15 protein-coding genes and 1 tRNA gene are annotated in these 24,474 nt (G+C 66.9%); 13 read left to right on the forward strand and 3 right to left on the reverse strand.

What is annotated here, in order from left to right; genetic code table 11:
* Positions 1–18 precede the first annotated feature (18 nt).
* From QI450_RS03235 to QI450_RS03245, 3 genes are read right to left on the reverse strand one after another with little or no spacing between them, the layout of a single operon-like run.
* A complete protein-coding gene (locus QI450_RS03235; protein WP_226773596.1) occupies positions 19–2,652 on the reverse strand; it encodes a DUF3488 and transglutaminase-like domain-containing protein in 2,634 nt (877 codons plus the stop codon).
* Positions 2,649–4,163: a DUF58 domain-containing protein gene (locus QI450_RS03240; RefSeq protein ID WP_226773595.1), complete on the reverse strand. Its 1,515-nt coding sequence runs from the start codon at positions 4,161–4,163 to the stop codon at positions 2,649–2,651. Before QI450_RS03240 ends, QI450_RS03235 begins: the two co-directional genes overlap by 4 nt.
* A gap of 13 nt (positions 4,164–4,176) precedes the next feature.
* The gene (locus QI450_RS03245; RefSeq protein ID WP_226773594.1) at positions 4,177–5,277 is read right to left on the reverse strand and encodes a MoxR family ATPase; all 1,101 of its coding nucleotides are present in this window, start codon (positions 5,275–5,277) and stop codon (positions 4,177–4,179) included.
* Between the two features lie 288 nt (positions 5,278–5,565).
* Here QI450_RS03245 and QI450_RS03250 point away from each other — a divergent pair, with 288 nt between their 5' ends.
* The 13 genes from QI450_RS03250 (at position 5,566) to QI450_RS03310 (ending at position 24,450) form a co-directional block, all read left to right on the forward strand.
* Positions 5,566–6,453, forward strand: coding sequence for a TatD family hydrolase (locus QI450_RS03250; RefSeq protein ID WP_226773593.1), 888 nt, complete (start codon positions 5,566–5,568; stop codon positions 6,451–6,453).
* Between the two features lie 282 nt (positions 6,454–6,735).
* Positions 6,736–7,932, forward strand: a complete 1,197-nt coding sequence (locus tag QI450_RS03255) for a resuscitation-promoting factor (protein ID WP_253033368.1) — start codon at positions 6,736–6,738, stop codon at positions 7,930–7,932.
* A 232-nt stretch (positions 7,933–8,164) separates the two neighbouring features.
* Entirely contained in the window at positions 8,165–9,004 is an 840-nt protein-coding gene (rsmA, locus tag QI450_RS03260; RefSeq protein ID WP_226773618.1) for a 16S rRNA (adenine(1518)-N(6)/adenine(1519)-N(6))-dimethyltransferase RsmA, read from the forward strand.
* Positions 9,005–9,102: 98 nt separating this feature from the next.
* Positions 9,103–10,065, forward strand: coding sequence for a 4-(cytidine 5'-diphospho)-2-C-methyl-D-erythritol kinase (locus QI450_RS03265; RefSeq protein WP_226773591.1), 963 nt, complete (start codon positions 9,103–9,105; stop codon positions 10,063–10,065).
* 99 nt (positions 10,066–10,164) lie between these two features.
* Positions 10,165–11,994, forward strand: a complete 1,830-nt coding sequence (locus QI450_RS03270; protein ID WP_226773590.1) for an ABC-F family ATP-binding cassette domain-containing protein — start codon at positions 10,165–10,167, stop codon at positions 11,992–11,994.
* 320 nt (positions 11,995–12,314) lie between these two features.
* Positions 12,315–12,386: transfer RNA gene (locus QI450_RS03275), tRNA-Gln, on the forward strand.
* A gap of 212 nt (positions 12,387–12,598) precedes the next feature.
* The gene (gene glmU, locus QI450_RS03280; RefSeq protein ID WP_226773589.1) at positions 12,599–14,089 is read left to right on the forward strand and encodes a bifunctional UDP-N-acetylglucosamine diphosphorylase/glucosamine-1-phosphate N-acetyltransferase GlmU; all 1,491 of its coding nucleotides are present in this window, start codon (positions 12,599–12,601) and stop codon (positions 14,087–14,089) included.
* A 5-nt stretch (positions 14,090–14,094) separates the two neighbouring features.
* Positions 14,095–15,075 carry a ribose-phosphate diphosphokinase gene (locus QI450_RS03285; protein WP_226773588.1) on the forward strand — a complete coding sequence of 327 codons (981 nt, stop codon included), beginning with the start codon at positions 14,095–14,097 and terminating at the stop codon, positions 15,073–15,075.
* A gap of 258 nt (positions 15,076–15,333) precedes the next feature.
* On the forward strand, positions 15,334–15,930 hold the full coding sequence (locus QI450_RS03290; protein WP_226773587.1) for a 50S ribosomal protein L25/general stress protein Ctc: 597 nt from the start codon (positions 15,334–15,336) through the stop codon (positions 15,928–15,930).
* Between the two features lie 115 nt (positions 15,931–16,045).
* Positions 16,046–16,633 carry an aminoacyl-tRNA hydrolase gene (pth, locus tag QI450_RS03295; protein WP_226773586.1) on the forward strand — a complete coding sequence of 196 codons (588 nt, stop codon included), beginning with the start codon at positions 16,046–16,048 and terminating at the stop codon, positions 16,631–16,633.
* Between the two features lie 180 nt (positions 16,634–16,813).
* A complete protein-coding gene (locus QI450_RS03300) occupies positions 16,814–19,552 on the forward strand; it encodes a LuxR C-terminal-related transcriptional regulator (protein ID WP_226773585.1) in 2,739 nt (912 codons plus the stop codon).
* Positions 19,530–22,241, forward strand: coding sequence for a LuxR C-terminal-related transcriptional regulator (locus QI450_RS03305; protein WP_348994526.1), 2,712 nt, complete (start codon positions 19,530–19,532; stop codon positions 22,239–22,241). Before QI450_RS03300 ends, QI450_RS03305 begins: the two co-directional genes overlap by 23 nt.
* 619 nt (positions 22,242–22,860) lie before the next feature.
* Positions 22,861–24,450: a sugar transferase gene (locus QI450_RS03310; RefSeq protein WP_226773584.1), complete on the forward strand. Its 1,590-nt coding sequence runs from the start codon at positions 22,861–22,863 to the stop codon at positions 24,448–24,450.
* The last annotated feature ends 24 nt before the right edge of the window (positions 24,451–24,474 follow it).

A 24,474-nucleotide genomic window follows, 5' to 3' on the forward strand; every position in this document is an offset into this window, starting at 1 on the left:
TCCGCTGGCCGGGACGCTTCAGCTCCGGCGCAGCCAACGCACCCGGCGCAGCGCTTCACGGGTCCCCAACCAGGCCCGTGCGATGCCGTGCCGGGTGCGTTGTGCTGTCCGGCGGCTGGCGTGAAAAGGCGCCGCCGCGGCTCGCCGCCAGAGACCCAGGATGGAAGGCGGCAGCCAGACCGCGCGCCAGCGCGCCAGCGGTCCCGCGTGGGCGCGCAGGGACGTCCGGACGGCCAAAATGAGGGGAGCAGCGGAGCTTGCGGCGCTGCCGTCCTGGCTGGTTCCGCCGGCCGGACTCCCGTTGCCGGCCGGACTCCCGTTGCCGGCCGGGCTCCCGTTGCCGGCAGGGCTTGCGGGGCGGGCAGGGACGACGTCACCGTCGTTCCCGGCGGGCGGGCGGCCGTAGCGACGGCGTTCGAAGTCGGCCGTCAGGGACCTGACGGCGATGTGGCCGTCCGCATCGATGCCCTCTGGCTCTCCCAGTGCACCCGAGGACCGCAGCCTGGCTGAGAAATGCCGCGGAGTCTCGCTGGTCTGCGGCGGCAGGCCGTAATCCGTGCTGAGATCGCGCAATTCTGCCCAAGCCTGCAGCGCTGCCGCCGTGCCGCCCCCGGAACCGTTCAATCGGCGGCGCCGCACGGCGCCGCGGGCCAGTTGCGGTGAGGCCAGCAACAGCACCAGGACAAGCAACGCGCCGGTGCCGTAGAGCGCTGGCACCAACACGCTTGCCGCGCCCGCCCCGGCGGCGGCGTCCGGCAGCGGCAGCGAAGCCACAGTGGGCACCGGTGACGTGCTGGGGTTCGAGCTTGGAATGAGGCCGTCGTTATTTTCATTGGTACTGGCGCCGCCGGGGGCCGAGCTGTCCCTGGCGTAGGCGGGAACGACTCCGCGCGAGGGGGTGGGTTCGAAGGGGACCCAGCCAAGGCCCTGGAAATAGAGTTCGGGCCACGCATGGGCGTCGCGGGCGTCGACCTCATATTCCGGCAGGGCGCCTTGGCCTCCGATCGACACAGTGGCCCCGGTGGGCCGGCCCGGCGCGTAACCGACCGCAATCCGGCTGGGGATGCCTTCCAACCGTGCCATCACGGCCATGGCCGAGGCGAAATGGATGCAGTACCCGCTTTTCTGGGTCAGGAAGTCAGCCAGGACAGACAGGCCGTTGCCGTCATACCCGCCCTGGACCGGGGACTGCAGCGAATAGGTGAACTCTGCGGAACGCAGGTAGCGCTGGATGGCGATGGCCCGGGCATAGGCGGTGTTGTTTCCGGCGGTCACAGCGTCGGCGGTGGTGCGCACGATTTCCGGAACGTTCGCCGGCTCTCGGGTGAACTCCTCGGGGATTCCCAGCACCGGCCCACCGGACTGCGCCAGCAGATCCGGGGTGAGCTGGGGCGCGGCGGAGAGCACTACGTACTGCTGGTCGCGGGAGTTCGTGTCAACACCTTTGATACTCAGCGTGGCAGGATCCCAGCTCCAGCGGCCGGTGAGGCCGTTCACTGCCTCCGGCGCGTACGGCGCCGGCAGGTAGGGGCTGGTGAACTGTCCGGTGTTCACCGCGGTGACCACCCTGACTTCGGCTGCGGCGGATTCGAGGCCCGATTCGATCCTCCCCGTGCCGAGCCGGCGCGTTTCGGCGCGGTCATCCGGTGTCCAGTTGTCGCCGTCGAAACTGTCGACCGTCACGGACCTCAGGTACGGCGTGCTGGACGCATTGGTGGCAAAGGTGATCCGGCCGTCACCGGCGGGGCTGCGGAGGCTGTTGCCCAGGCTGATCATGGGGTTCAGTCCCGAAGCCGGACCGAAAGGATTCAGCCGCGAGCCCTGCGGGAACGTCCCCTGGTCGAAACCCGGAATCACCACCTGGGCCAGGAGCGTAACGGTCAGCGCAACCGCGGCAGTCAGGGAGCCGCGCCGTAACTGCCCAGAGCTGCGGACGGTGTCCGCCCCGGTGCGCGGGTCGGGCGTGAACCAGTGGCTGCACCCCAGAATCATCAGGTAGCCGGCCGCTGCCGCCGCGAAGCCCAGCGCGCCGACGCTCTGCGGCTTGATCATGGCGGGAACGATAAGGATGGCAAGGATCCCGAGCCCGCTGGTGGCCGGCAACCGCAGCGGATAGGCGAGGGCATCGACCAGGATCACCATCAATCCCAGGGCGGCGCACACCACCAGGACGATGCCCGCATTCGGAGCCACCGGGGCACTTTCGGACAGAACCGTCTCGCTGGCCCGGCGCACGTACCGCCCCAGCTGCGTCACAGTGGTGTCCGAGGGGATAAAGCCGGCGATGCTTTGCGCACGGAAAAAGGTAAACGTCAGTACCAGCACCAGTGCCGCCAGCGAACCGGCCGTCACGACGGCGCTGCGCCAGCGGAGCGTGCGGAGCCCGGCCATCGTAAAGGCCACGGCGAAAACCGTGGACAGTACGGGGGAGAACCAGGACCATCCCCGCAGCACCCCGTTGAGGCTGAGCGCCGCACCTGCGACGGCGACTGCCACCGCGAGGGCCATCAGCCATGGCTGTGCGCCCGCTCCAGGCCGCGGCGTCTGGTTGGCCGGGGGAAACCGACGGGCGGCCGAATCCGGCCCGTGCGCCGCGGCCACCCCGGAACCGCCGGCCGGTGCGCCGGTATTTCGCTGCGGTGTCAGGGTCATCGCCGGACCCCCGTACCACGTCCCAGATCAGCGGCCATGGCCGGCGGTGACGTGGCACCGTCCTCGTCGAAGGCCGTCCACGCTGCGGGCAGCGGCGTCGAGGGGGAGACCGGCACTGTCCGCCAGCCGCCGAGCCGGAGGATTTCGAGCGCTTCCTGGGGCTGCCCGGCACGGCCGGTGATCACCAGTGCAAACGCGTTTGCCGCAAAGCCGGCCGCCGGGGCCAGTGACCTGGCCTCGGCCGGCGTGAGGTGTCCGAGGATGGCCAGCACCGGCCCCCGCATCCGGTGCGCGGCCAGCTTGTCCAGCAGCCGGTCGTCGAACGGCTGCGGGCCGGCTTCGGGTGCCGACGGATACCTGCGGCCGGGAAGCCTCGGGGCCGCACCCGCGGTTTCGTCCCGGCGGTTGGGGTGCGGGCCGGTGAGCTGGATCGCGGCCAGGCTCTCGGCGATGGACTGCAGCCCCGACTCGCCGAGGTACTCTTCAGCCTCCGGCTCGGGCGCGGACGGTGAATTCCGGAAGGCGGGCTCGCCGGTGGCATCGAGGAAGCGCAGCGCGTAATTGCGTTCGGCGAGATGGGCGCCGATGGATACCGCGGCCGTCACGGCCCATTCGAAGGCGTCGCTGGTCAGGAGTTCCCGCCCGTCCCCGGCAGCGGCGCCGCCGTGTCCACTCCGGTAGCCATCCGCTCCGCGCGGACCGCCGAACGGGTGGCGGGCAGAGGATGTGGTGCCGGCCGAAAAGGCGCCACGGCTAAAGGCCTGCAGCCGCTGGTCCATGATGATCGTCGCCTCCGGAGTGGTGACCGATTCCTCCTGCCGGACCATCAGCTCCCCGTGGCGTGCCGTAGCCGCCCAGTGCACCCGGCGCATCGGATCACCATGCCGGTATTCCCGGGTCATCACGTCGTCGTCGCTCGGGTTGCCCCGGACGCGCGTGGCGGTAACGCCGTCGTGCCCCCTGGCGCCGGCGAGTCCCGTGACGGGAAGTTCGACGGCGGCCGGGGTCACAGTGAGGATGGCGCCTTCGTCGATGGCGTGGCGGTGCAGGGAGAGGCCGAAGGGGTCGCTGAACTCAGCCGTGACCGGCCCGATCAGGAACTGGCCGCGTTTTCCGGAGCGCAAATGGTATTCGTAGCGGCTGCTCCCGCCTGCTGCCGAACGCGCCGGAAATCGGAAAACGGGGGATTCGCCGAAACGGGCGGGCAGGTGCTCTTCCATCAGCGCGTGGCCGGAGCCGACGCCTGTCCGGGCGACAGCCAACCGGACGGTGGTGGTGGCCGCAGCTTCCACGCTGGCGGGGGTGAACTCCCGGTAGACGCTGAAGTTGGGCTTGAGCAGCCGGGTTCCGGCTAGCGAGAGCAGCGGCAGGACAAGCAACAGGACTGCCAACGCCAGCAGGTCCCGGCGACCCATCACCTGGGCTGCCAGCAGGAAGACCATACCCGCCACCAGCAGTCCCCACCCCCTGCTGGTGAAGATGTGCCTCGGGAAGCGGTCGGTCAGCGCCACTGCGGAGCCACCCCTAACGGCGGTTCGGCAGGGTTGCAGCCGGGGCGGACGCAACGTCCGGATTGACCGGAATCTTCGCCAGGACGGCACGGATCACGCTCTGGGCGGTTTCTCCCGCACTCACGGCTTTGCGGTCCAGGATGATCCGGTGGGCCAGGACCGGTTCTGCCACACTGACCACGTCGTCCGGCAGCACAAAGTCCCTGCCCTCCAGTGCTGCCGTGGCTTTGGCCGCGCGCAGCAGCTGGAGCATGGACCGGGGGCTGGCTCCGAGCCGGAGCATTCCGCTTTCCCTGGTGGCACGCCCCAGCGACACGGTGTATTCCTTGATCGATTGGGAGACGTAGACTTGCCGCACCGTAGCGATCATTGCCGCGACCTCACTGGCGGTGACGACGGCGGTGACCTTGGCCAGCGGGGACGTCGCCTGGTGGGTCTCAAGCATTTCCATTTCGGCCTCCCGGTCCGGGTAACCCATGGAGATCCGCGCCATAAAGCGGTCCCGCTGCGCTTCCGGGAGCGGGTAGGTGCCCTCCATTTCGATCGGATTCTGCGTGGCCACCACCATAAACGGCTCGTCGAGCTTGTAGGACGTGCCGTCCACCGTGACCTGGTGTTCTTCCATGCATTCCAGCAGGGCGGACTGGGTCTTGGCTGAGGCGCGGTTGATTTCGTCACCGATGACGATATTGGCAAAAACCGCCCCGGGCCGGAACTCAAAGGAGCGCGAAGCCTGGTTGTAGATGGACACGCCAGTGACGTCGGAGGGGAGCAGATCGGGGGTGAACTGAATGCGGCTCACGGAGCAGTCGATGGTGCGGGCGAGCGTCTTGGCCAGCAGGGTCTTGCCGACACCGGGAACGTCCTCGAGGAGCAGGTGGCCTTGGGCCAAGAGCACGGTCAAGGCGAGTTTGGCCGCTTCCGCTTTCCCGTCGATCACGGTGCTGATGGCGGTCAGGATGCGTCCGCTGGCGGAGCGGAAGGCTGCCGCGTCCATCGCCGCGGCCGGCGGCGCGGGGCGCAGGGCAGGCGGGAGCCCGGCCGCAGCCGAGTCCTCCCGGCGGTCCGGCCCGTCAGGGTGTCCTTCGTCCAGGGAGATGCGCTGGTAGTCCATCGGTAGCCTTTCAGCCCTGGCGGTGCCCCGGTTCGGCTGGTGCTGGCCGGGTCACTCCTTGGGGTATGCCTGTGTTCCTGACCGTTGATTCCTAGCCGTCTGTGCCTGAGCCTGGATACCGCCCGCCGGCATCCAGTCTTGAGAACAGACTACTAACAGAACTGCCGGGCCTGACAGAGAGTTCCGCGGAAATATCGGACCAGCGTCGGGTCGGATATAGTGCGCCTGGGTTAATTCGGGGAGTTCGCCGGTTTCATCCGGCCGAAGGACCGCCGATAAGGTGGACGGATGACGACCCCCCTGACTCCCGTTCCGTTTCGTGCGCCCGGCAGCGACGGCGCCGGGAGGCAGGGTTATCCGCCGGCGCCGGAACCGCTTCCGGTGCCGGTTATGGACAACCACACGCACTTGGACTTCCCGCACAACGAGCTCAATGTCAGCATCGCTGACGCACTGGACGCCGCCGCGGCGGTGGGGGTGCAAGGCGCCGTGCAGGTGGGGTGCGACCTCGAATCGTCCCGGTTTACCGTTCAGGCAGTCGAACTGGATGCGAGGTTGCTCGGTGCCGTCGCCCTGCACCCCAACGATGCGCCGGAGTACGCCGCCCGCGGCGAACTGGAGGACGCCCTGGCAGAGATCGAGGCCCTGGCGGCGCACCCGCGGATCAGGGCCATCGGCGAGACCGGACTGGATTTCTTCCGAACGGAGGGCGACGGGCTGGCGCACCAGCGTTATTCCTTTCGCCGGCACATCGACATCGCCAAACGTCTCGGGCTGACCCTCCAGATCCATGACCGGGACGCGCACGAGGACGTCGTCCAGGTGCTGCGGGAGGAAGGCGCCCCCGAGCGGGTGGTGTTCCACTGCTTCTCCGGCGATGACCGGTTGGCCAGGATCTGCAATACGGAAGGCTGGTACATGTCCTTCGCCGGGACACTGACCTTCAAAAACGCCGCCAACCTCCGGGCTGCGCTGGCCATCGCGGAGCCGGAGCGGATCCTCGTCGAAACCGATGCCCCGTTCCTTACCCCGCACCCGCACCGGGGACGCCCCAACGCTAGCTACATGGTCCCCTACACCGTCAGGGCCATGGCCGAATTGACTGGCTGGGAGCTCTCGGAGATGTGTTCCCGGATTGCCCGCAATACGGTGCAGGCATACGGATCCTGGGACTGATGACACTGGGTCGCCCCGCCCTGGGTTAGATACCGCGTATGCATAATTTCTTGGTTGCTTTATAACGCTCCGGTTACAGTGGAGAACTATTAGCCGGGGTCGGGGAAGGCCTTCGGATAATTTCACTCCTGCAGGGCGCGCATCGTGGCCAACGAACCATGGGCGCGCTCTCGTTTATGAGTGTGGCGGTGCACAGGGCCGCCGCGGACACACCGCACCGTTTCCGGTGCTGCCTTTGGGCTGTCTGCGGTGCGTTGCCCTCGCACTTTTCCCCGTGCCCGGATGGTCCAAAAGATATGGGCAATCGTGGTCAAGTTTTTTACATCGGACGGCAAATTCAGCTTCGTCAAGGTCGGTACGCAACTTGTAGTGCTGGTCGCGTTGGTGCTGGGGCTGGTTGCCTTCGTCGGCAACAACAAGACAGTCACGCTCAACGTGGACGGCAAAGTGAGCTCGGTCCAGACCTTTGGCGGCACTGTCGGCCAGGTCGTCAAGGGAGCAAGCCTTGAGCTCCAGTCCGCGGACCGGGTGACGCCTGCCGCTGCTTCCCATGTACAGGACGGCACAGTCATTAACGTCAACCTCGCCAAGGCCGTCAAGGTCAGCCTGGACGGCGCCGAGCGGACCGTCAACACCACTGCGCCGACAGTCGAAGGCCTCGTCACGGAACTCGGCGTTGCCGGTTCCTCGGAGCTGTCCGCCCCGAAGGATGCCCAGCTTGCGGTCTCGGGGTCGTTCGTGTCCATCTCGACTCCCAAGACCGTGAGCATCGTCGCGGACGGCAAGGCCAATAAGACCACGACCACGGCTGCCAATGTCTCTGCGCTGCTGTCCGACGCCGGCATCTCCCTGGCCGCCAGCGACAGGCTCTCGCAGCCCGGCAACGCCCCGGTTGTCAGTGACATGGTGATCAAGATTTCCCGGGTGGACGTGAGCCAGACGGCGGAGTCCACCGAAGCGGTACCGTTCGAAACCCTCACCACGGAGGACGCCGGGATGATCAAGGGTGAGAAGCAGGTGACCCAGGCAGGCGTGGCGGGCACCATCAACAAGAGTTTCAAGCTGGTGATGGTTGATGGTCGCGAAGCCTCCCGCACCCTGGTGTCCCAGTCCGTCAGTGCCCAGCCGGTCACCGAACAGATCACGGTTGGCACCAAGGAGAAGCCCAAACCGGCACCCCAGGCGGCAGTTGCCGCCGCCGGGGCCAACACCGGCGCCGCAGCCCCCGCCATGATGAACGAAGCCATGTGGGACAAGATTGCGCAGTGCGAGTCCACCGGCAACTGGTCCATCAATTCCGGCAACGGCTACTACGGCGGCCTGCAGTTCGACGTCCGGACCTGGCTCGGTGCCGGCGGCGGCGCTTACGCACCGAATGCAGCCGGTGCCACCAAAGCCCAGCAGATCGACATCGCCAACCGCGTCTACGCGCAGCGCGGCCTGTCGCCGTGGGGTTGCGGCTGGGCAGCCTCGCGCTAGCGGGGCCACACCGGAGGCTGAGCTCCGGGTGACCGGCACTTCGAGTAGCACGGGTGTCCGCAGCGGCTGACCACGGCAGCGGAATTCCACGAGGGCCGGGTCCGATTTTCGGACCCGGCCCTCGCCATGCCCGGGCCGGTCCGCGGGATAGGATACCAAGGTGACTGAACCGACCTCTTCCGCTCCCGCCAGTGAGCCCACCAGCAAGCCGGCAAGCTCCCCTGCACCCCTGATGGGCGCCTCCGACATCCGCAGGCTGGCCGAGGAGATCGGCGTCCGCCCCACCAAGACTCTCGGTCAGAACTTCGTCATTGACGGCAACACGATTCGCAGGATCGTGGCCGCCGCGGACGTCCACCCGGACGAGACGGTCCTGGAGGTCGGGCCGGGGCTCGGGTCCCTGACCTTGGGCCTGCTGGACGCTGCCCGCTCGGTTGTCGCCGTCGAGATCGATCCTGTCCTGGCCGGGAAGCTCCCTGCCACGGTTGCCCGGTGGCGGCCGGCCGCCGTTGGGGACTTCCACCTTGTCCTCGCCGACGCTATGCGGGTCACCGAGCTGCCGGTGGAACCGACAGCGTTGGTGGCGAATTTGCCCTACAACGTCGCCGTCCCGGTGGTCCTGCACCTGCTCCAGCATTTCCCCAGCCTCCGTCACGGCCTGGTGATGGTCCAGGACGAGGTGGCCGACAGACTTGCCGCCGGTCCCGGGTCCAAGACCTACGGTGTCCCCTCGGTCAAGGCCGCCTGGTACTCCAGCATGCGCAAGGCCGGAGTCATCGGCATGAATGTCTTTTGGCCCGCCCCGAAAATCCACTCCGGCCTGGTGGCATTCACCCGCCGGGAACCGCCCGTCACCACGGCCACCCGGGAAGAGGTGTTTGCGGTCATCGATGCAGCCTTCGCCCAGCGCAGGAAGACCCTTCGTGCTGCCCTTGCCGGCTGGGCCGGCGGCGCGGCCGAGGCTGAGCGGTGCCTGCGTGCCGCCGGTGTCGATCCCACGGCGCGAGGCGAAGTGATTGACATCATGGCGTTTTCCCGGATCGCGGAACAGCGCGGACAGCCGGCGCAATGACCCGGGCGGCGGCTCCGACAAGATGAAGCAGGTCCGGGACCGTGCTTGGAGCCGGACCCCGCCATGCCATAGCGTGGAGCCATGAATAGCGTGGAGCCATGAATGCAGTGAGAGGGCGCCTCGGCGCGAGGACCGTCCGGGTCAAGGCGCCCGGCAAAGTCAACGTCTCACTGGACGTCGGACCCCTGCGCGCAGACGGCTACCACTCGGTGGCCAGCGTCTACCTCGCGGTGTCCCTCTACGAGGAAGTCGCCGCCACCAGCACAAACACCGGAGAGATTACGGTCAGCATCGGTCCGGCAAGCACCCTGGACCTCGACGGCGTTGACATCCCCCTGGACGAGCGGAACCTTGCCTACAAGGCCGCCGCGATTATGGCCGACGTCTCGGAGAACTCCACCGGTCTCCACCTCGAAATCACCAAACGGGTCCCCGTGGCCGGCGGCATGGGCGGGGGATCGGCCGACGCGGCAGCCACCCTGCTCGCCTGCGACGCACTGTGGAACAGCGGGCTCTCGCGCGACGAACTCGCCCATCTGGCCGCCGAACTCGGCGCAGACGTGCCGTTCTCCCTGCTCGGCGGCACCGCCGTCGGGCTCGGCGTCGGCGACGAACTCTCGCCGGCCCTCGTTAAGGCCCAGACCAACTGGGTCCTGGTGACCGCTGATTTTGGCCTGCCCACACCGGAGGTCTTCCGGACCCTGGACCGGCTCCGCGAGGCCGAAGGGGTAGTGATCGAGGAACCCACCGCTGTGGACCCGATGGTCCTGCAAGCCCTGCGCGGTGGCGACGCTGAAGCCTTGGGCCGGGTGCTGGTCAACGATCTCCAGCGCGCCTCCATTGCGCTGGCACCGAGCCTCCGGGACACCCTCGGGCTCGGCGAGGCCCTGGGCGCGATCGCCGGAATCGTCTCCGGTTCCGGCCCCACCGTGGCACTTCTGGTTCACGGCCCGGCGGCGGCCGAGGGGCTGGCGGGTGACCTCCGGCACCACGGCCTTGACGCCCTGGCCGTGCACGGCCCGGTTCACGGGGCGCGCATCATCTCCGATACGCTCCTTTAATAGGGTCGGCGCTGTCCTCCGCGCGGCGGAGTGGCGTGGCCCCATCACGCCTGACCATATTTGCTCGACATTACTTTTTCTCTAGGAAAGCAGTTCCCAGTGGCACACCTGCTCGGCGGCGAGAACCTCACGGTCTCCTATGCAACCCGTACCGTCCTCGATGGCATTACCCTCGGCCTTGAAGAGGGCGACCGGATCGGCATGGTGGGCCGCAACGGTGACGGCAAATCGACCCTTATGCGGCTGCTGGCCCTGCGCTCCACCCCCGACTCCGGCCGGGTGACCAAACGCAGCGAAGTCAACATCGGCTACCTGGACCAGAGCGACGTGCTCGACGGCGACCTCACCGTCGGCGCTGCGATCGTGGGGGACCAGGCCGACTACGAGTGGGCCCGCAACCCCCAGATCCGCGAAGTCATGGGCGGACTCGTCTCCGACGTCGACTGGCACGCCAACGTGCACGCGCTCTCCGGCGGGCAGAAACGGCGTGTGGCGCTGGCCAAGCTGCTGATCGAGGACCACGACGTTATTATGCTCGACGAGCCCACCAACCACCTCGACGTCGAAGGCGTCGCGTGGCTGTCCCGGCACCTGAAGACCCGCTGGCGGGCCAACCAGGGCGCCTTCCTCGTCGTCACCCACGACCGCTGGTTCCTGGACGAAGTCTGCACCAAGACCTGGGAAATCCACGACGGCATTATGGACCCGTTCGACGGCGGTTACGCCGCGTATGTGCTGGCCCGAGCCGAACGTGACCGCTCCGCCTCCGTGGTGGAAAGCAAGCGCCAGCAGCTGGTAAAAAAGGAGCTCGCGTGGCTCCGGCGTGGCGCCCCGGCCCGCACCGCCAAACCCAAATTCCGGATCGAGGCAGCCAACGCCCTGATCGCCGACGTCCCCGAACCGCGCGACTCGACGGCACTGAGCAAGATGGCCACCGCCCGGCTCGGCAAGGACGTCCTGGACCTCGAAAACGTCTCACTGGACTTCCTCGGCGGCGAACCCGGCCAAAAGCTCTTCGACAACATCACCCTGCGGCTCGCCCCCGGCGAACGGCTGGGCCTCGTCGGCGTCAACGGCGCCGGCAAGACCACCCTGCTGAAGTTGCTCAACGGTGAGATCGAGCCCTCCGCCGGGAAAGTCAAGCGCGGCAAGACGGTGGTCACCGCGGTCCTGACCCAGGAGGTCAAGGAGCTCGACGACGTCTCGGACCTGCGCGTCATCGAAGTGATCGAGCGGGAGAAGCGCTCCTTCAACGTCGGGGGCAAGGAATTCACCGCCGGCCAGCTCGTGGAACAACTCGGCTTCACCAACGAGAAGCAGTGGACCCCGGTCAAGGACCTCTCCGGTGGTGAACGCCGCCGGCTGCAGCTCCTGCGGCTGCTGGTGGGAGAACCCAACGTGCTGATGCTGGACGAACCAACCAACGACCTCGACACCGATACCCTCGCCGCCGTCGAAGACGTCCTGGATGGCTGGCCGGGCACACTTGTAGTCGTCAGCCACGACCGCTACCTGCTCGAACGCGTCACGGACCACCAGATGGCGCTCCTCGGTGATGGCAAGATCCGAGCCCTGCCGCGCGGTGTGGACCAGTACCTGGAACTGCGCGAAGGGGCCCTGGCCGGGTCCACCATCACCGGCGGAGGCAACCCGGTTACCGCTGCAGGCGGCTCGTCGGCCCCGGCAGCGACAGGCCCGTCCGAAGCCGAGAAGCGGGATGCCCGCAAGGCCAAAAACCGGATCGACCGCCAGCTCGGCAAAATCAAGCAGCAGGAAGATAAGATTCACGCCCAGATGACTGCCGCTGCCGCTGACACCTCGGCCGTCGGCGAACTTGGTGCCCTGAACAAAAAGCTCAAGGATCTCGCCGTCGAACGCGAAGCCCTCGAGCTTGAATGGCTCGGTGCCCTCGAGGTGCTGGGGGAGTAACCGCCCAGCCCCCCGGACATGCCCCTCGGGCCGGGCCAGGAGTGGACATGTCCCGTGGGTCAGTTAAATCCCGCAGGACATGTGCCTCGGGCCGGGCCAGGAGTGGACCCGGTCTGTTATGTCCACCCGCCAGGGCCAGCGGCGGGCATGTCCCACGGGGCCCGGTGGCCCTGAATTCCCGTGCTGCCGTTCAGTGTGCCGGCGTGCCCGGGAGCGTGCGCCGGTAGGACATTGCGGGCCCCGGAGCCGGGCCAGCGCGTGCACGGAGCGCAGTATGGCAGAATTGACTCTCGTGCCACAGGCCCAGCGCCTTGGTACGGTCCGCCCTGGTGTAATGGCAGCACCCCGGCCTTTGGAGCCGTGGAGTATAGGTTCGAGTCCTATGGGCGGAACTGCTGCGCATCGCGGTGGCCGGTAAACGGCCACCGCAGGGCGCGGCCCGGTGTGGGTCCAGTAGGATGAATCTGGCGCCACGACCGGAGTCTGGTCAGCCGAAACCGCGCGAATCCGGCAACCAAGGTGCACCAGCTGGCCTCGGCCGCCGGCCACCCAGATCCACCAAGCAGCGGCCTGAGCTAAGCCACTGAGCAAGGAGAGCCCGTACGTGAGCCCCGAGAAGACCGGCCCGGCCGCCGTTATCGTCCTAGCTGCAGGTGCCGGTACCCGGATGAAGTCCCGTACCCCCAAAATTCTCCACGAGATCGGTGGCCGCTCCCTCGTCGCGCACGCGCTGCATGCGGCCCGCACCATCCGGCCGCAGGAGCTGGCCCTGGTCGTCCGGCATGAGCGTGACCTCGTGGCCGCCCACATCGCCGCCGTTGACCCGGCCGCGCTGGTCGTCGACCAGGACGAGATCCCAGGCACCGGCCGCGCCGTCCAAGCGGCACTCGCGGCCCTCGACGGACTCCACCCTGCAGGCCGGGTCAGCGGAACGGTAGTTGTGACCTACGGCGACGTTCCCCTGCTCACCGGGAGCCTGCTGGCCGAACTCGTCGCAAGCCACGAGGCCGGCCACAACGCCGTCACCGTGCTTACCGCCGTCCTCGCGGACGCCACCGGCTACGGCCGCATCCTGCGGGCCACGGACGGAACAGTCACCGGGATCCGGGAGCACAAGGACGCGACGGACGCCGAACGCGAAATCCGCGAAATCAACTCCGGAATCTACGCCTTCGACGCTGCCGTGCTCCGCGATTCGCTGGCCCACGTCACCACCGAAAACGCCCAGGGCGAAATGTACCTCACCGACGTGCTGGGGCTCGCCCGCGCCGCCGGCGGCAGGGTGGCAGCGGTGGTGACCGAAGACCGCTGGCAGGTCGAGGGCGCCAACGACCGGGTTCAGCTCTCGGCCCTCGGTGCCGAACTCAACCGCCGGACCGTCGAGGCCTGGATGCGGGCCGGTGTCACCATCGTGGATCCGGCCACAACCTGGATCGACGCCGCCGTCACCCTCGACGAGGACGTCCGGCTGCTGCCCAACACACAACTCCACGGCAGCACCACTGTCGCGCGCAACGCCGCCGTCGGCCCGGACACCACCCTCACCGATGTTCAGGTGGGGGAGGGCGCCACGGTGATCCGGACACACGGTTCCGGCGCCACAATCGGCGCCATGGCCAGCGTGGGGCCGTTCACCTACCTGCGCCCCGGTACGGTCCTCGGCGAGACCGGCAAGATCGGCGCCTTCTACGAAACCAAGAACGTCACGATCGGCCGCGGTTCCAAGCTCTCCCACCTCGGCTACGCCGGTGACGCGGAAATCGGCGAGGACACCAACATTGGCTGCGGAAACATCACCGCGAACTACGACGGCGAGAAGAAACACCGCACAGTGATCGGCTCGGGCGTGCGTACCGGCTCCAACACCGTGTTCGTGGCTCCCGTGCAGGTCGGTGACGGTGCCTACAGCGGAGCCGGGGCGGTCATCCGCCGCGATGTTCCGCCGGGGGCCCTGGTCCTGTCCGTGGCCAAACAGCAGAACGCCGAGGGCTGGGTGCTCGAGCACCGCCCGGACTCCGTTTCCGCCTCCCTGGCCCGGACCGCCGGCGCCGCCACAACTTCCTCCAGTACTCCGGCATCTACAGAAGAGGGCTAGCAAAAATGAGCGAAATTACGGCACACGGCGAGAAGAAGCTGGTGCTTGCCGCTGGGCGCGCGCATCCCGAGCTGGCGAGGGAGATCGCCAGGGAGCTCGGAACCGAACTGCTGCCACTGGACGCCTACGACTTCGCCAATGGCGAGATCTACGTCCGGGCCGGAGAAAGTGTGCGAGGGACGGATGCCTTCGTTATCCAGGCGCATCCCGCACCGCTGAACAACTGGCTGATGGAGCAGCTCATCATGATCGATTCGCTCAAACGGGCCTCCGCCAAGCGCATCACGGTTGTGTCGCCGTTCTACCCGTACGCCCGGCAGGACAAAAAGGGCCGCGGACGCGAACCCATCTCTGCGCGCCTGATCGCCGACCTGTACAAGACCGCCGGCGCCGACCGCATCATGAGCGTGGACCTGCACACCTCGCAGATCCAGGGCTTCTTCGACGGTCCGGTGGACCACCTGATGGCCATTCCGCTGCTCGCGGACTACATCCGTACCCGCGTCGGCTCCGACGACATCACTGTGGTTTCCCCGGACACCGGCCGTGTCCGGGTCGCCGAACAGTGGGCCGAGCGCCTCGGTGGGGCGCCGCTGGCCTTTGTGCACAAGAGCCGCGACCTGACCGTCCCGAACCAGGCAGTCTCCAAGACTGTCGTTGGCCAGGTCGAGGGCCGCACCTGCGTGCTGATCGATGACATGATCGACACCGGGGGAACAATTTCCGGTGCGGTCCAGGTGCTCAAGAACGCCGGCGCCAAAGACGTTATTATCGCCGCGACACATGCCGTCTTCTCCGATCCCGCAGCCCAGCGGCTGTCCGAGTCCGGGGCCCGCGAGGTTGTCGTCACCAATACCCTGCCGATTGACCCCAGCAAGCACTTCCCGCAGCTCACAGTGCTCTCGATCGCGCCGCTGATCGCCCGCGCCATCCGCGAAGTGTTCGACGACGGCTCCGTCACCAGCCTGTTTGACGGCAACGCCTGAACCACCGTTCGAGGCCGCTCCGCGGCAGCCGGTGCGGGACCGTTTTTACGATCCGGGTCCCGCACTGGTAACCTTGTACCGAAACCTTGGCGAGGGAGAGCGCCGGTCATCCGTATCTATGGAAACCGGTCTGCTGGTCTCCGTTATCGACTGGGTCTGAATCTCCCTTCGGAAGGGCGGCCGCATGGCCGCCCGGCGTTGAAGGTCGCAAACAGACCTCCGCCCTTGCTGACCGCCGCTAGTCCCTAGGAGATATCCATGTCCGAGCACAAAATCGCAGCTGAAGTCCGCACCGAATTCGGCAAGGGCTTCGCCCGTCGGGCCCGTATGGCTGGCCTGATCCCGGCCGTCATCTACGGCCACGGTGCCGTGCCGATCCACATCACGGTGCCGGCCAAGTCCACCACCCTGGCCGTCCGCGCGGCGAACGCCCTGCTGACCCTGGACATCAACGGCGAGCAGCACCTTGCCCTGGTCAAGGACATCCAGCGGGACCCGATCAAGCAGATCATCGAGCACCTCGACCTCCTGACCGTGCGTACCGGCGAAAAGGTCACCGTCGACGTTCCCGTGCACCTGACCGGCGAACTGGCGCCCGGCAACGTGTACAACCAGGAAATGACCCTCATTTCCCTTGAAGCTGAGGCAACCCACCTGCCGACGTCCGTCGAGGTCAGCATCGAGGGCCGCACCGCCGGTGAGCACATCCACGCTTCCGACCTCGTTTTGCCCACGGGCTCCGTTTTGCTGGCCGACGCCGAGTCCCTCGTCGTCCACATCTCCGAAGCAACCGAGGTCTCCGAGGAAGAGGCGTCAGCCGACACCACCGAAGGCTCCTCGGCCGCAGCCGAGTAGTTCCCGCGAAGTCTCCGGTGGCCGGGTCCCTGCAGGGGCCCGGCCGCCGTTGTCTCGGCCCGGCAGCGCCACCTCCCGCTTCCGGAACCGGCCCGCCTTACCGAAGGACTGACCCATGACTGACACCTGGCTGATCGCAGGGCTTGGCAACCCCGGAGCGGAGTATGCCCACAATCGGCACAACGTGGGGCAGATGGTCCTCGATGAACTCGCAGCCCGGATCGGGAGCGGTTTCAAATCCCACAAGTCCCGGGCCCAGGTCCTGGAAGGTCGCTTTGGAATCGGCGGCCCCCGGGTGGTACTGGCCAAGCCGCTGAGTTATATGAACGTATCCGGCGGCCCGGTCTCGGCGCTGGCCAGGTTTTACGACGTCGAGCCCGGCCACGTAATCGCCGTGCACGACGAAATCGACCTGCCTTTTACGTCGGTAAAGCTGAAACTGGGCGGCGGGGAAGGCGGCCACAACGGACTGCGGGATATCTCCAAGGCCCTCGCCACCAAGGACTACCTGCGTGTCCGGGTCGGCGTCGGGCGCCCGCCGGGCAGGATGGACACCGCCGACTTTGTGCTGAAGGACTTTTCCGGCGTAGAGAAGAAGGAACTTCCTTTCCTGATCGACGCGGCGGCCGATGCCGTTGAAGTTTTGGTCCGTGACGGTCTGGCGGCCGCGCAGCAGCAGTTCCACCCGGCGAAGGCCCCCTAGCCGAAAACTCACCGGCCATTGCGCTGCAGCGCATTCGCCACGTGCCGGGGAAAGCCAGCCAATTGCTTCCGCACCTCCTGAAATGCCTATATGATCGCTCTACTCTCATGTAGGGATACGCCACGTCGAAGCGGCCGGTCTCAGGTTTTGCTGTCCGCAACGCGGTACGAAGGAAACAAGATGTCGAGGGAAACGCTGGGCTGGGGGAATGTTTCCACTACGTGGGTACCCGCCGCAGAAGAACTTCCCACCGGTCCGCTGGACGGGCAGAGGTGGTCCGGTCTTGCGCGCCGTGCCGACGCCGACCGGGTCCGCAGTGCCCTGCTCGCCGACGACCACGTGGGGGTTGTCATCACCGGGGACCGCGGTGTCGGCAAGACCCTCGTCGGTCGAACAGTGGTCTCGGGCTTCGGACCCGACGTCTACACCCTTCAGCTGCGCAGTTCCGGGTCCACTACTCCCTACGGGTGCCTGGCTTTTACGCTCGCCCGCCTTCCACAAAGCTCCCTGGGGTCGCCGACGGCCATCCTGCAGGGCATCACGGCCCTGATCCGCGACGACGCGGCCGGGCGCAGGTGTGTCATCCTGCTGGACAACGCGGGCGCACTTGACGAGTTGAGCACTGGTGTCCTGCTCAACCTTGTGCAGACCGGGACTGCACGGCTCGTTGCTACCGCGCAGCGTACGGCCGACCTTCCGCCGGACTTCTACTGGCTCATCACTGCCGGGCGGCTTGCCGAAGTCCGGCTCGCGAACCTCACCGAGGTTGAGACGCTTGAGGTGCTCCAGGCCGCCCTCGGTCACCGGGTGTCCACCGCGCTGGCGAGCCAATTGCATCGAATTGTGGGCGGCAGCCCGACCCTGCTGCAGGCAGTTGTCTCCGAGCAGATCGAACGCGGCAACCTCGTGCTCTCGGGCTCTGTCTGGACCCTGGTGGATGAGGTGGTCCTTGACGGCCGCACCGCACTTGAAGACATCGTCCGGGCCCGGTACGCGCGTGAAAAACCCTTGGCGCGTGAACTCATCGAAGTACTGTCGTGCGCCCGGACGCTGCCCCTGGCCCGGCTCGCGCAAATGTACGGCCCCGGTCTTGTCGCCGACATGGAAGACGCCGGCCAGATCGTCGTCGACCGGGCGGGCCGCCATCTTGTGTCGCTGGGCGACCGCTACCTCGGCGATATCGTCCGCAACTGGCTGAGCGTGGAGCGCAGGCTGGAATTGCGGGACAAGGTGCCCGGGCACCAGCCGGACGAATTGAACGAGTTGACTGTGGAGGACCTGCTGGCCTACGCGGCGTGGACCCACGACTGCGACAGCGCCCTGGCACCGGCCCACGCCGTGGCGGCTGCCGGCGCCGCCGTTAAGCTCTTTGACCCAAAATTTGCACTCAAATGCGTCAGCAACTTGACCCCTGAGGATCCGGAATGGGCCGCGGGGCAGCTGCCCAAGTCCGCAGCCTACCTTCAGCTGGGGTTGCCGCTGCAGGCCATGGCTGCCTTGGACGACGTCTCCGGGGATCAGCTTGACGAGCTCGGGGCAGAAGCGTACACGGAGCTGATTGTCGCCAAGGTGGACTGTATGTCCTGGCTCGAGGACCGGAGCGATCAGGTCCCTGGCCTGGTCCGGCAGGCGCGGGAGCGGCTCCAGGTACCCGGCGGAGGCCAGAGCGCGGACCAGCTGCGGGAGCTGGCGGGCGCACAACTGCGTTTGGACCTTTGCGAATTCGGCTACCTCTCCTTTGTTGGTGACTATGAGCCCATGATGGACCGGCTAAGGTCAGCGGCTTCCGCGGAAGGCGAAGACGTTAGCGCCCTGCACAGGCTCAGGTGCCGCATCATCCTGATGGAAGCCCTGTGCATGACAGGCAAGGAAATAGAGGCTCTCAAACTGATGCGCGAGATTGAGGGCCAGCTTGGGGAATGGTCCAATGTGCCGCGGATCCGGGAAAACTTCGCATGGCGGGCCTTTAACGCGCTCCTGCTGTCCGGGAAGTGGCGCCAGAGCATCGACATCCTCAAGGATGCCGGTGGCCGGGCGGGCCATGGGCAGCATTCCGGCAGCGCACCGACTGATCTGGCCGCCGGGCTCGCTTACGTGTACGCGGGCCGCGGCTACCTGGCCATCGAGCCGCTCCTGGCAGCCGTCGCGCAATTGGAAGTTCGGGCGAGCCTGCAATCGCTGCGGCAGGCCTACGCGGCAACGGCTTTCGCATACGCCCAGGCCGGGCATTCCGTGGAGGCCACCAGCTACTTGGCCCGGGCACGCTCAGCGGACGCTTCCGCCCGTTTCGCGGTCCGAAGTGCCGCAGACTTCTGCATGGACATGGCTTCCCGCTGGCTGGGGGAACCGGAGGCGAAGGACAGGCTTGTGCACGCGGCGGAGGCACACTTCCGGGCGGGCCGATTCACCCTGGCCGGCATCTCTATGCTTGGTGCGACCGTCCACGGCACGACCAAGGATTTCGAGTTCCTGGAGCAGACCGCGAAGTTACGCCAGGGGCCCCTTGCGGAGCTGACCCGGACTATTGCCGAGGGCAGCCGCAAGAAGGACGCTGCCATCATCATGGCGGCCGCCAGCCAGGCGGCGGCCATGGAACTCGATGCGGTCCAGGCCCGCTGCGCCGCTCTGGCCTTCGACTTCGCCAAGGCCGCAGGGCTGAGCAGCAAGGCCAGCGCCGCGCACGCCATGCTTGAAAGCCTCGCCGATTCCCTGCCGGCCCTGCCGATCATGCCCAGGAGCAGGGGGCCGTTGCTCACGGACAGGGAACGGCAGATTGCCGCCCTCGCGGGCAACGGCGAATCGAACAAGGACATCGCGCTGTCCATCGGCATTTCCGTCCGAACAGTGGAAGGACACCTCTACCAGGTGTTCACTAAGCTGGGAGTTTCGTCACGAAGTGATCTCCTTGGACTCATCTAGGAAGCGCCGGGCCGGGCCGCGCCCAGCCGCTGCAGCCGGAGTCCCGATCGGGCGGACGGAGGAGGCGCGTTTGGCGGTGGAGTCGGTCCTCGGCCCCGACCACGTCGCTGTGCTCCTGTTCGGCGACAGCGGAATCGGCAAGTCGACCCTCGTGGAAGCCGTGGTCGCCGAACTTCAGCATGCCGTAACGCCGGTCCGGATTCATGGCAGCGCCTCGCTGGCCAATGTCCCCTACGGCGTGCTGGGTCCTTTTATCGTCGGGTTGCCGGTGCAGGAAGCCACTTCTCAACTCGCGGTACTCAGGACGTTCTGGTCCCGGTTGGAGGAAGAGCGCCGCGTCTCCCAAAAGCCCCTGCTGCTGGTGGTGGACGACGCCCACGACCTCGACGAGTCGACGGCGGGCATCCTGGTGGAACTTGCCGCTGCCGGCTGGGCAAAAATGCTCGTAGCAGCGCAGACGCGGCCCGGCCTGCCGGAACCGCTGTTGCAGCTGTGGTTTGAGGGCATCGCGAAACGCCTCGACCTGCGCCCGCTGACCCGCGAGCAGACAAGCCACATGCTGGAAGCAACGCTGGGGCCGCAGGTCCTGCCCAGCGTTGCGGAGATCCTTTGGGAAGCCTCGGCGGGCAACCCGCTGCTGCTCAGTGGCCTCATCGCCGATGCGAAGGCCGATGGCACGCTGCTGCAGCGTAACGGGGTCTGGTTGCTCTTGCGTCCGCTCAAGAGCCACGGGGCCCGGTTGACGGACGTCGTGCGCCGGCAACTGCTCCGGCGCTCACCGGCAGAGCGCCAGGCACTGAACCTGATTGCCCTGGCGGAGCCCGTGACCCGGGATGCTATCGAATCCGCTGTGGGCGAAGATCCGGTGGCGGCCCTGATCGAACATGAATTGATCCGGGTGACGCCGGCACCGTACCCTCAACTGCGCCTGTGGCACTCGACGTACGGGGACGCCTTGCGCAACCTGATATCGCCGGCCCGCAGCCTGCAGCTCCGGCAGAGCCTGCTCCGGTTGATGGGCAGTGAACCGACGTCGGCAGAAGGCCTGCTTCGCCAGGTGAGCTGGTCGATGGACTGCGGAGTGGAAGTCGAAGACCGCCAGCTGCTGCGGGCAGCCGCCCTGGCCAGCCGGCTCTACGAGGATGATTTGGCCCGCCGGGCCGCTGCGCTGGTCAAGGACCCTGAACTGCAGGTGGCAGCACGGGCAGTGACGGCACGGACCTACTTCAATACCTCGGACTATGCCGCAGCCCGGGACATCCTGGAGGTCGACTTCGCCCAAGGACAGAGCGTAGCTGTCCTCCTGACGGGAACGCTGATGTGGGCCGCTGTCCAGGCAGCCCTGGGCCACGCGCCGGCGGACATCATGGACCGGGCCCGGGCACTCCTGGCTGCCGGGGAGCGGCTGGCCAGGGCCAACCCGGATGACGCCGAACAAATCCTCGGTGCCACCCGGGAGCGGTACGCCACCATGCACGCCATGGTGTATGCACTTGCGGGGGAATACCGGCAGGGTGCCGATACGGACGCGGCCGACGAAGCCGCCCCGGCCAACACCCTGGAATCAGCGTTCAGGCTGGCGCTGGCCTCGGAGCGGCTCCTGGTCCAGGGCAAGGCCGTTCAGTCCTTCGCTGTTATTTCCGAAGCCTTGGAAACCGCAGGCACGGGGGTCGATGAACTGTATTTCCTCGCGGAATTCCTCGTTGCACGGGCGGTGGCCGCCGTGGTCCATGGCGGCGACTGGGCAGCTGCCGGAAAGCTCCTCGCCGGACTGGCAGCAGGCCAGGGACCCAACCTCATCTCCTTCGGCGGGGGAGTCCACGCCGCGCAGGGTATTATCCAGCTGTATCAAGGCAAAGCGTCGCAGGCGCTGACGACGCTCAGTGTGGCGCTGGAGTCGCTGCGGCTTACGGATCCCCAGCAGCTCTTCGCCCTGACTGCCTCGATGGCGTTCGCCGCAGCCGCCGACGTCGGTGCCACCGACAAAGCCGCAGCATTCCTCGCCGACTATGAAGCTGCGCCGCGGCCGGTGTCCCGGTACCTGCGCGTTCTCTCGCAGATGGCAGTCACCTACGGCAAGGCTCGGCTCGGTAATTACCCGGGCGCCGTTACGGAGCTGCGCGCACTGGGCCGGCCACCCGGCGACGGTTCCACCGCAGGCCTGGAACTGGACTCGCTGGCGTTCTGCCTGTCCCTCGGAGACCGGGACGCGGCGACCAGGCTGCTTGAGCTCCGACCCGGGCTGGAAGGCCCCAGGCCGGCTGCGATCTGCCACTATGCGGCGGCGATCAGTTCCGACCGGGCCACCGACCATCTGGAAGCCGGGAAGAGCTGCGAAGCGGCTGAGCTGTGGGGTTTCGCGGCGCTTGCCTACGACGCCGCTGCTGACGGATACCGGGGAACCGGTGATACCCTGCGCGAGCGGATGGCGATGGCCCAGCGGAAGCGGTGCTTGGAAAGGGCAGACGGTGTCGCTGCACAGGACGAGGAAGCTGAGGACGACGCCCTGGGCCTGCTGACCCGTCGTGAACGCGACATCGTAGCGCTGGCGGTACGTGGCCTGGGTGACCGGCAGATAGCCGCGGAGCTGCAGGTATCCGTCCGGACCGTTGAGGGCCACCTTTACCGCAGTTATGCAAAGCTCAACATCAAAGGCCGCGACCAACTCCCCGGTTCGGCCGGCAGCTAAGCCGCCAGGTTCCTTCCGGGCCATCCCTGGCTGCACCTCCATCCCGTCCCTGTCCGGGCGCACGGCTGCCGGGGCAGTGCCATGCCTGCTCGGCCGGGTGGCCTAGGTAAGCACTCCCGGCGCCGCGTAGGCGACCACGTAGTTGAATGCGGCACCGGATCCCGAGCGCCTGCGTTTCCAAGTAGGCACCGCCACACACCCGCCGGGCCGGGGCCGTAAATCGAGTATGGACTACCGGTGTGCCCGGGCCCGGGGACCGGCTTAATTGATTTCAGGCACCAGACGGACAACCTCGATGAAGGTCTCAAATGTGGAATCCTGATGAAACAAGTAAGCCCATGTCCCGGGCGGAACCGTTGCTAGCTGCGGCTTCGAGCCATGATCCGCGCGGAACCATCCGGGTCGTCGAGACTGTCCGGCATGGTGCTCCGGGTCAAATATTCTTCCCTAACCGGTCTCCTCAACGGTCCGCACGATGTGTGCTGACCCCCTTGACGGAGCCGACGGCGTCGGAACCTTCTGAGACCGAGGTTCCCCCCCCAGCCGCCGTCGGCTCCCTAGCCTCCACCCGTGGCCGCTGTCTGCCTTTGCAGACAGCGGCCCACGGCCGGTGGGTGTTATGAGCAGCACCAAGGCCCAGCCAAGGCATTCACACCGGAGCTGGCAAACCCGTTGGATACCCGCCGCAACGGCGTGGCGTTCCGGGGGGCAAGCAGCCGCAGCCCTGCCGTTGCTGCAGCCGGCCGCGGTGCCGCTGGCGGCCCGCGCACCAAGTACTTCCGGCCGGGCCTGGGTCAAGTTCTATCGGCGGGGCCTGCGCTGCACCGACATACTCGTTGTACTGCTGGCTACGGCCTCCGGTATCGAGGCCGAGGCGTCAGCTGACCTCTCCGCCGGCGCCGGAGTACCCCTTGGCGGCGGCGGCTCCGTGGTTTTCGCCGCCGGCGTCGCACTGCTGTGGGCGGCGTTCCTCGTTGTGTACCGGACCCGGGACTCGACCATTCTGGGCGTAGGGTCGGACGAATACAAACGCGTTGTGGCCGCGACCTTGAACGTTTTCGGGCTGGCCGCCATGGTTGCCGTGCTGACCCAGTGGAATGCTGCAGGGGCAATGTTTCTTGTGGGGCTGCCGGTGGGAATCCTCGGGCTGGCGGGAAGCCGGTGGATCTGGCGGCAATGGATTAACTCCCAGCGGCTCCGGGGCCACTACCTTTCCCGTGTTGTGGTTTCCGGGGAACCTGAGGATGTCAGGTATGTCATCCGGCAGTTGAATCGAAAGTCCGGTGCAACCTTCGAAGTACTTGGAACACTGGTCTCCGGGGGGACGGCAGGGACGTCGCTCCGTATTGATAACCGCGAAGTCCCGATCCTTGGCGGCCTGAACGACATCGTCCCGGCCGTCCAGGAAGCCGGCGCGACGGCGGTTATTGTGGCGGGGCCGATGCCGGGTGGAAACAACGGGCTCCGTGAGCTGGGCTGGATGCTGGAGGAGCATCAGGCGGAGCTGGTGCTGGCGTCAAACCTCACCAACGTTGCCGGTCCCCGGATGCACCTGCGCCAGGTGGAAGGACTTCCCCTGATGCATGTGGACCTGCCCCGGTACGCCGGTGGAAAGCACCGGATAAAACGTGCGATGGACGTGGTCCTCGCCGCCGGCGCACTGTTGGCCCTCGCACCGGTTTTCCTCGTCCTGGCCTTGATCGTCCGCTCGGACAGCCCGGGACCGTCCTTCTTCCGGCAGGAACGCGTGGGCAAGGACGGGAAACGTTTCTACATGCTCAAGTTCCGTTCGATGGTGGAGAGCGCGGAGGACGACCTGAACGCGCTGATGGCACAGAACCAGGCCGCGGGAGTGCTGTTCAAGATCCAACACGATCCACGGATCACCCGGTGCGGTCGATGGATGCGCAAGTACTCCCTCGATGAGCTCCCGCAGTTCTGGAATGTGCTCCGCGGCGACATGAGCATGGTTGGCCCGAGGCCGCCGTTGCCCCGGGAAGTCGAGCTGTACGAACGCAATATCAACCGCCGGCTGCTGACAAAGCCCGGGATTACAGGACTCTGGCAAATTGGCGGACGCTCGGATCTGCCGTGGGAGGACGCTGTGCGCCTCGACCTCTACTATGTGGAGAACTGGTCCATGTGGGGAGACGTGGTCATTCTCTGGCGGACCTTGAAGGTAGTGATCAGTCCCGAAGGGGCCTACTAGCCGGGGATACCGCCCCCATGGCGG

It is taken from the genome of Arthrobacter sp. EM1 (assembly GCF_029964055.1).
Classification (GTDB): domain Bacteria; phylum Actinomycetota; class Actinomycetes; order Actinomycetales; family Micrococcaceae; genus Arthrobacter.

Bases quoted from the DNA above. Each gene is read 5' to 3' on its own strand.
- QI450_RS03235 (WP_226773596.1), bottom strand. From the start codon at position 2,652: ATGACCCTGACACCGCAGCGAAATACCGGCGCACCGGCCGGCGGTTCC.
- QI450_RS03245 (WP_226773594.1), bottom strand. From the start codon at position 5,277: ATGGACTACCAGCGCATCTCCCTGGACGAAGGACACCCTGACGGGCCG.
- QI450_RS03250 (WP_226773593.1), top strand. From the start codon at position 5,566: ATGACGACCCCCCTGACTCCCGTTCCGTTTCGTGCGCCCGGCAGCGAC.
- QI450_RS03255 (WP_253033368.1), top strand. From the start codon at position 6,736: ATGGTCCAAAAGATATGGGCAATCGTGGTCAAGTTTTTTACATCGGAC.
- rsmA (WP_226773618.1), top strand. From the start codon at position 8,165: ATGGGCGCCTCCGACATCCGCAGGCTGGCCGAGGAGATCGGCGTCCGC.
- QI450_RS03265 (WP_226773591.1), top strand. From the start codon at position 9,103: ATGAATGCAGTGAGAGGGCGCCTCGGCGCGAGGACCGTCCGGGTCAAG.
- QI450_RS03285 (WP_226773588.1), top strand. From the start codon at position 14,095: ATGAGCGAAATTACGGCACACGGCGAGAAGAAGCTGGTGCTTGCCGCT.
- QI450_RS03290 (WP_226773587.1), top strand. From the start codon at position 15,334: ATGTCCGAGCACAAAATCGCAGCTGAAGTCCGCACCGAATTCGGCAAG.
- pth (WP_226773586.1), top strand. From the start codon at position 16,046: ATGACTGACACCTGGCTGATCGCAGGGCTTGGCAACCCCGGAGCGGAG.
- QI450_RS03300 (WP_226773585.1), top strand. From the start codon at position 16,814: ATGTCGAGGGAAACGCTGGGCTGGGGGAATGTTTCCACTACGTGGGTA.
- QI450_RS03310 (WP_226773584.1), top strand. From the start codon at position 22,861: ATGAGCAGCACCAAGGCCCAGCCAAGGCATTCACACCGGAGCTGGCAA.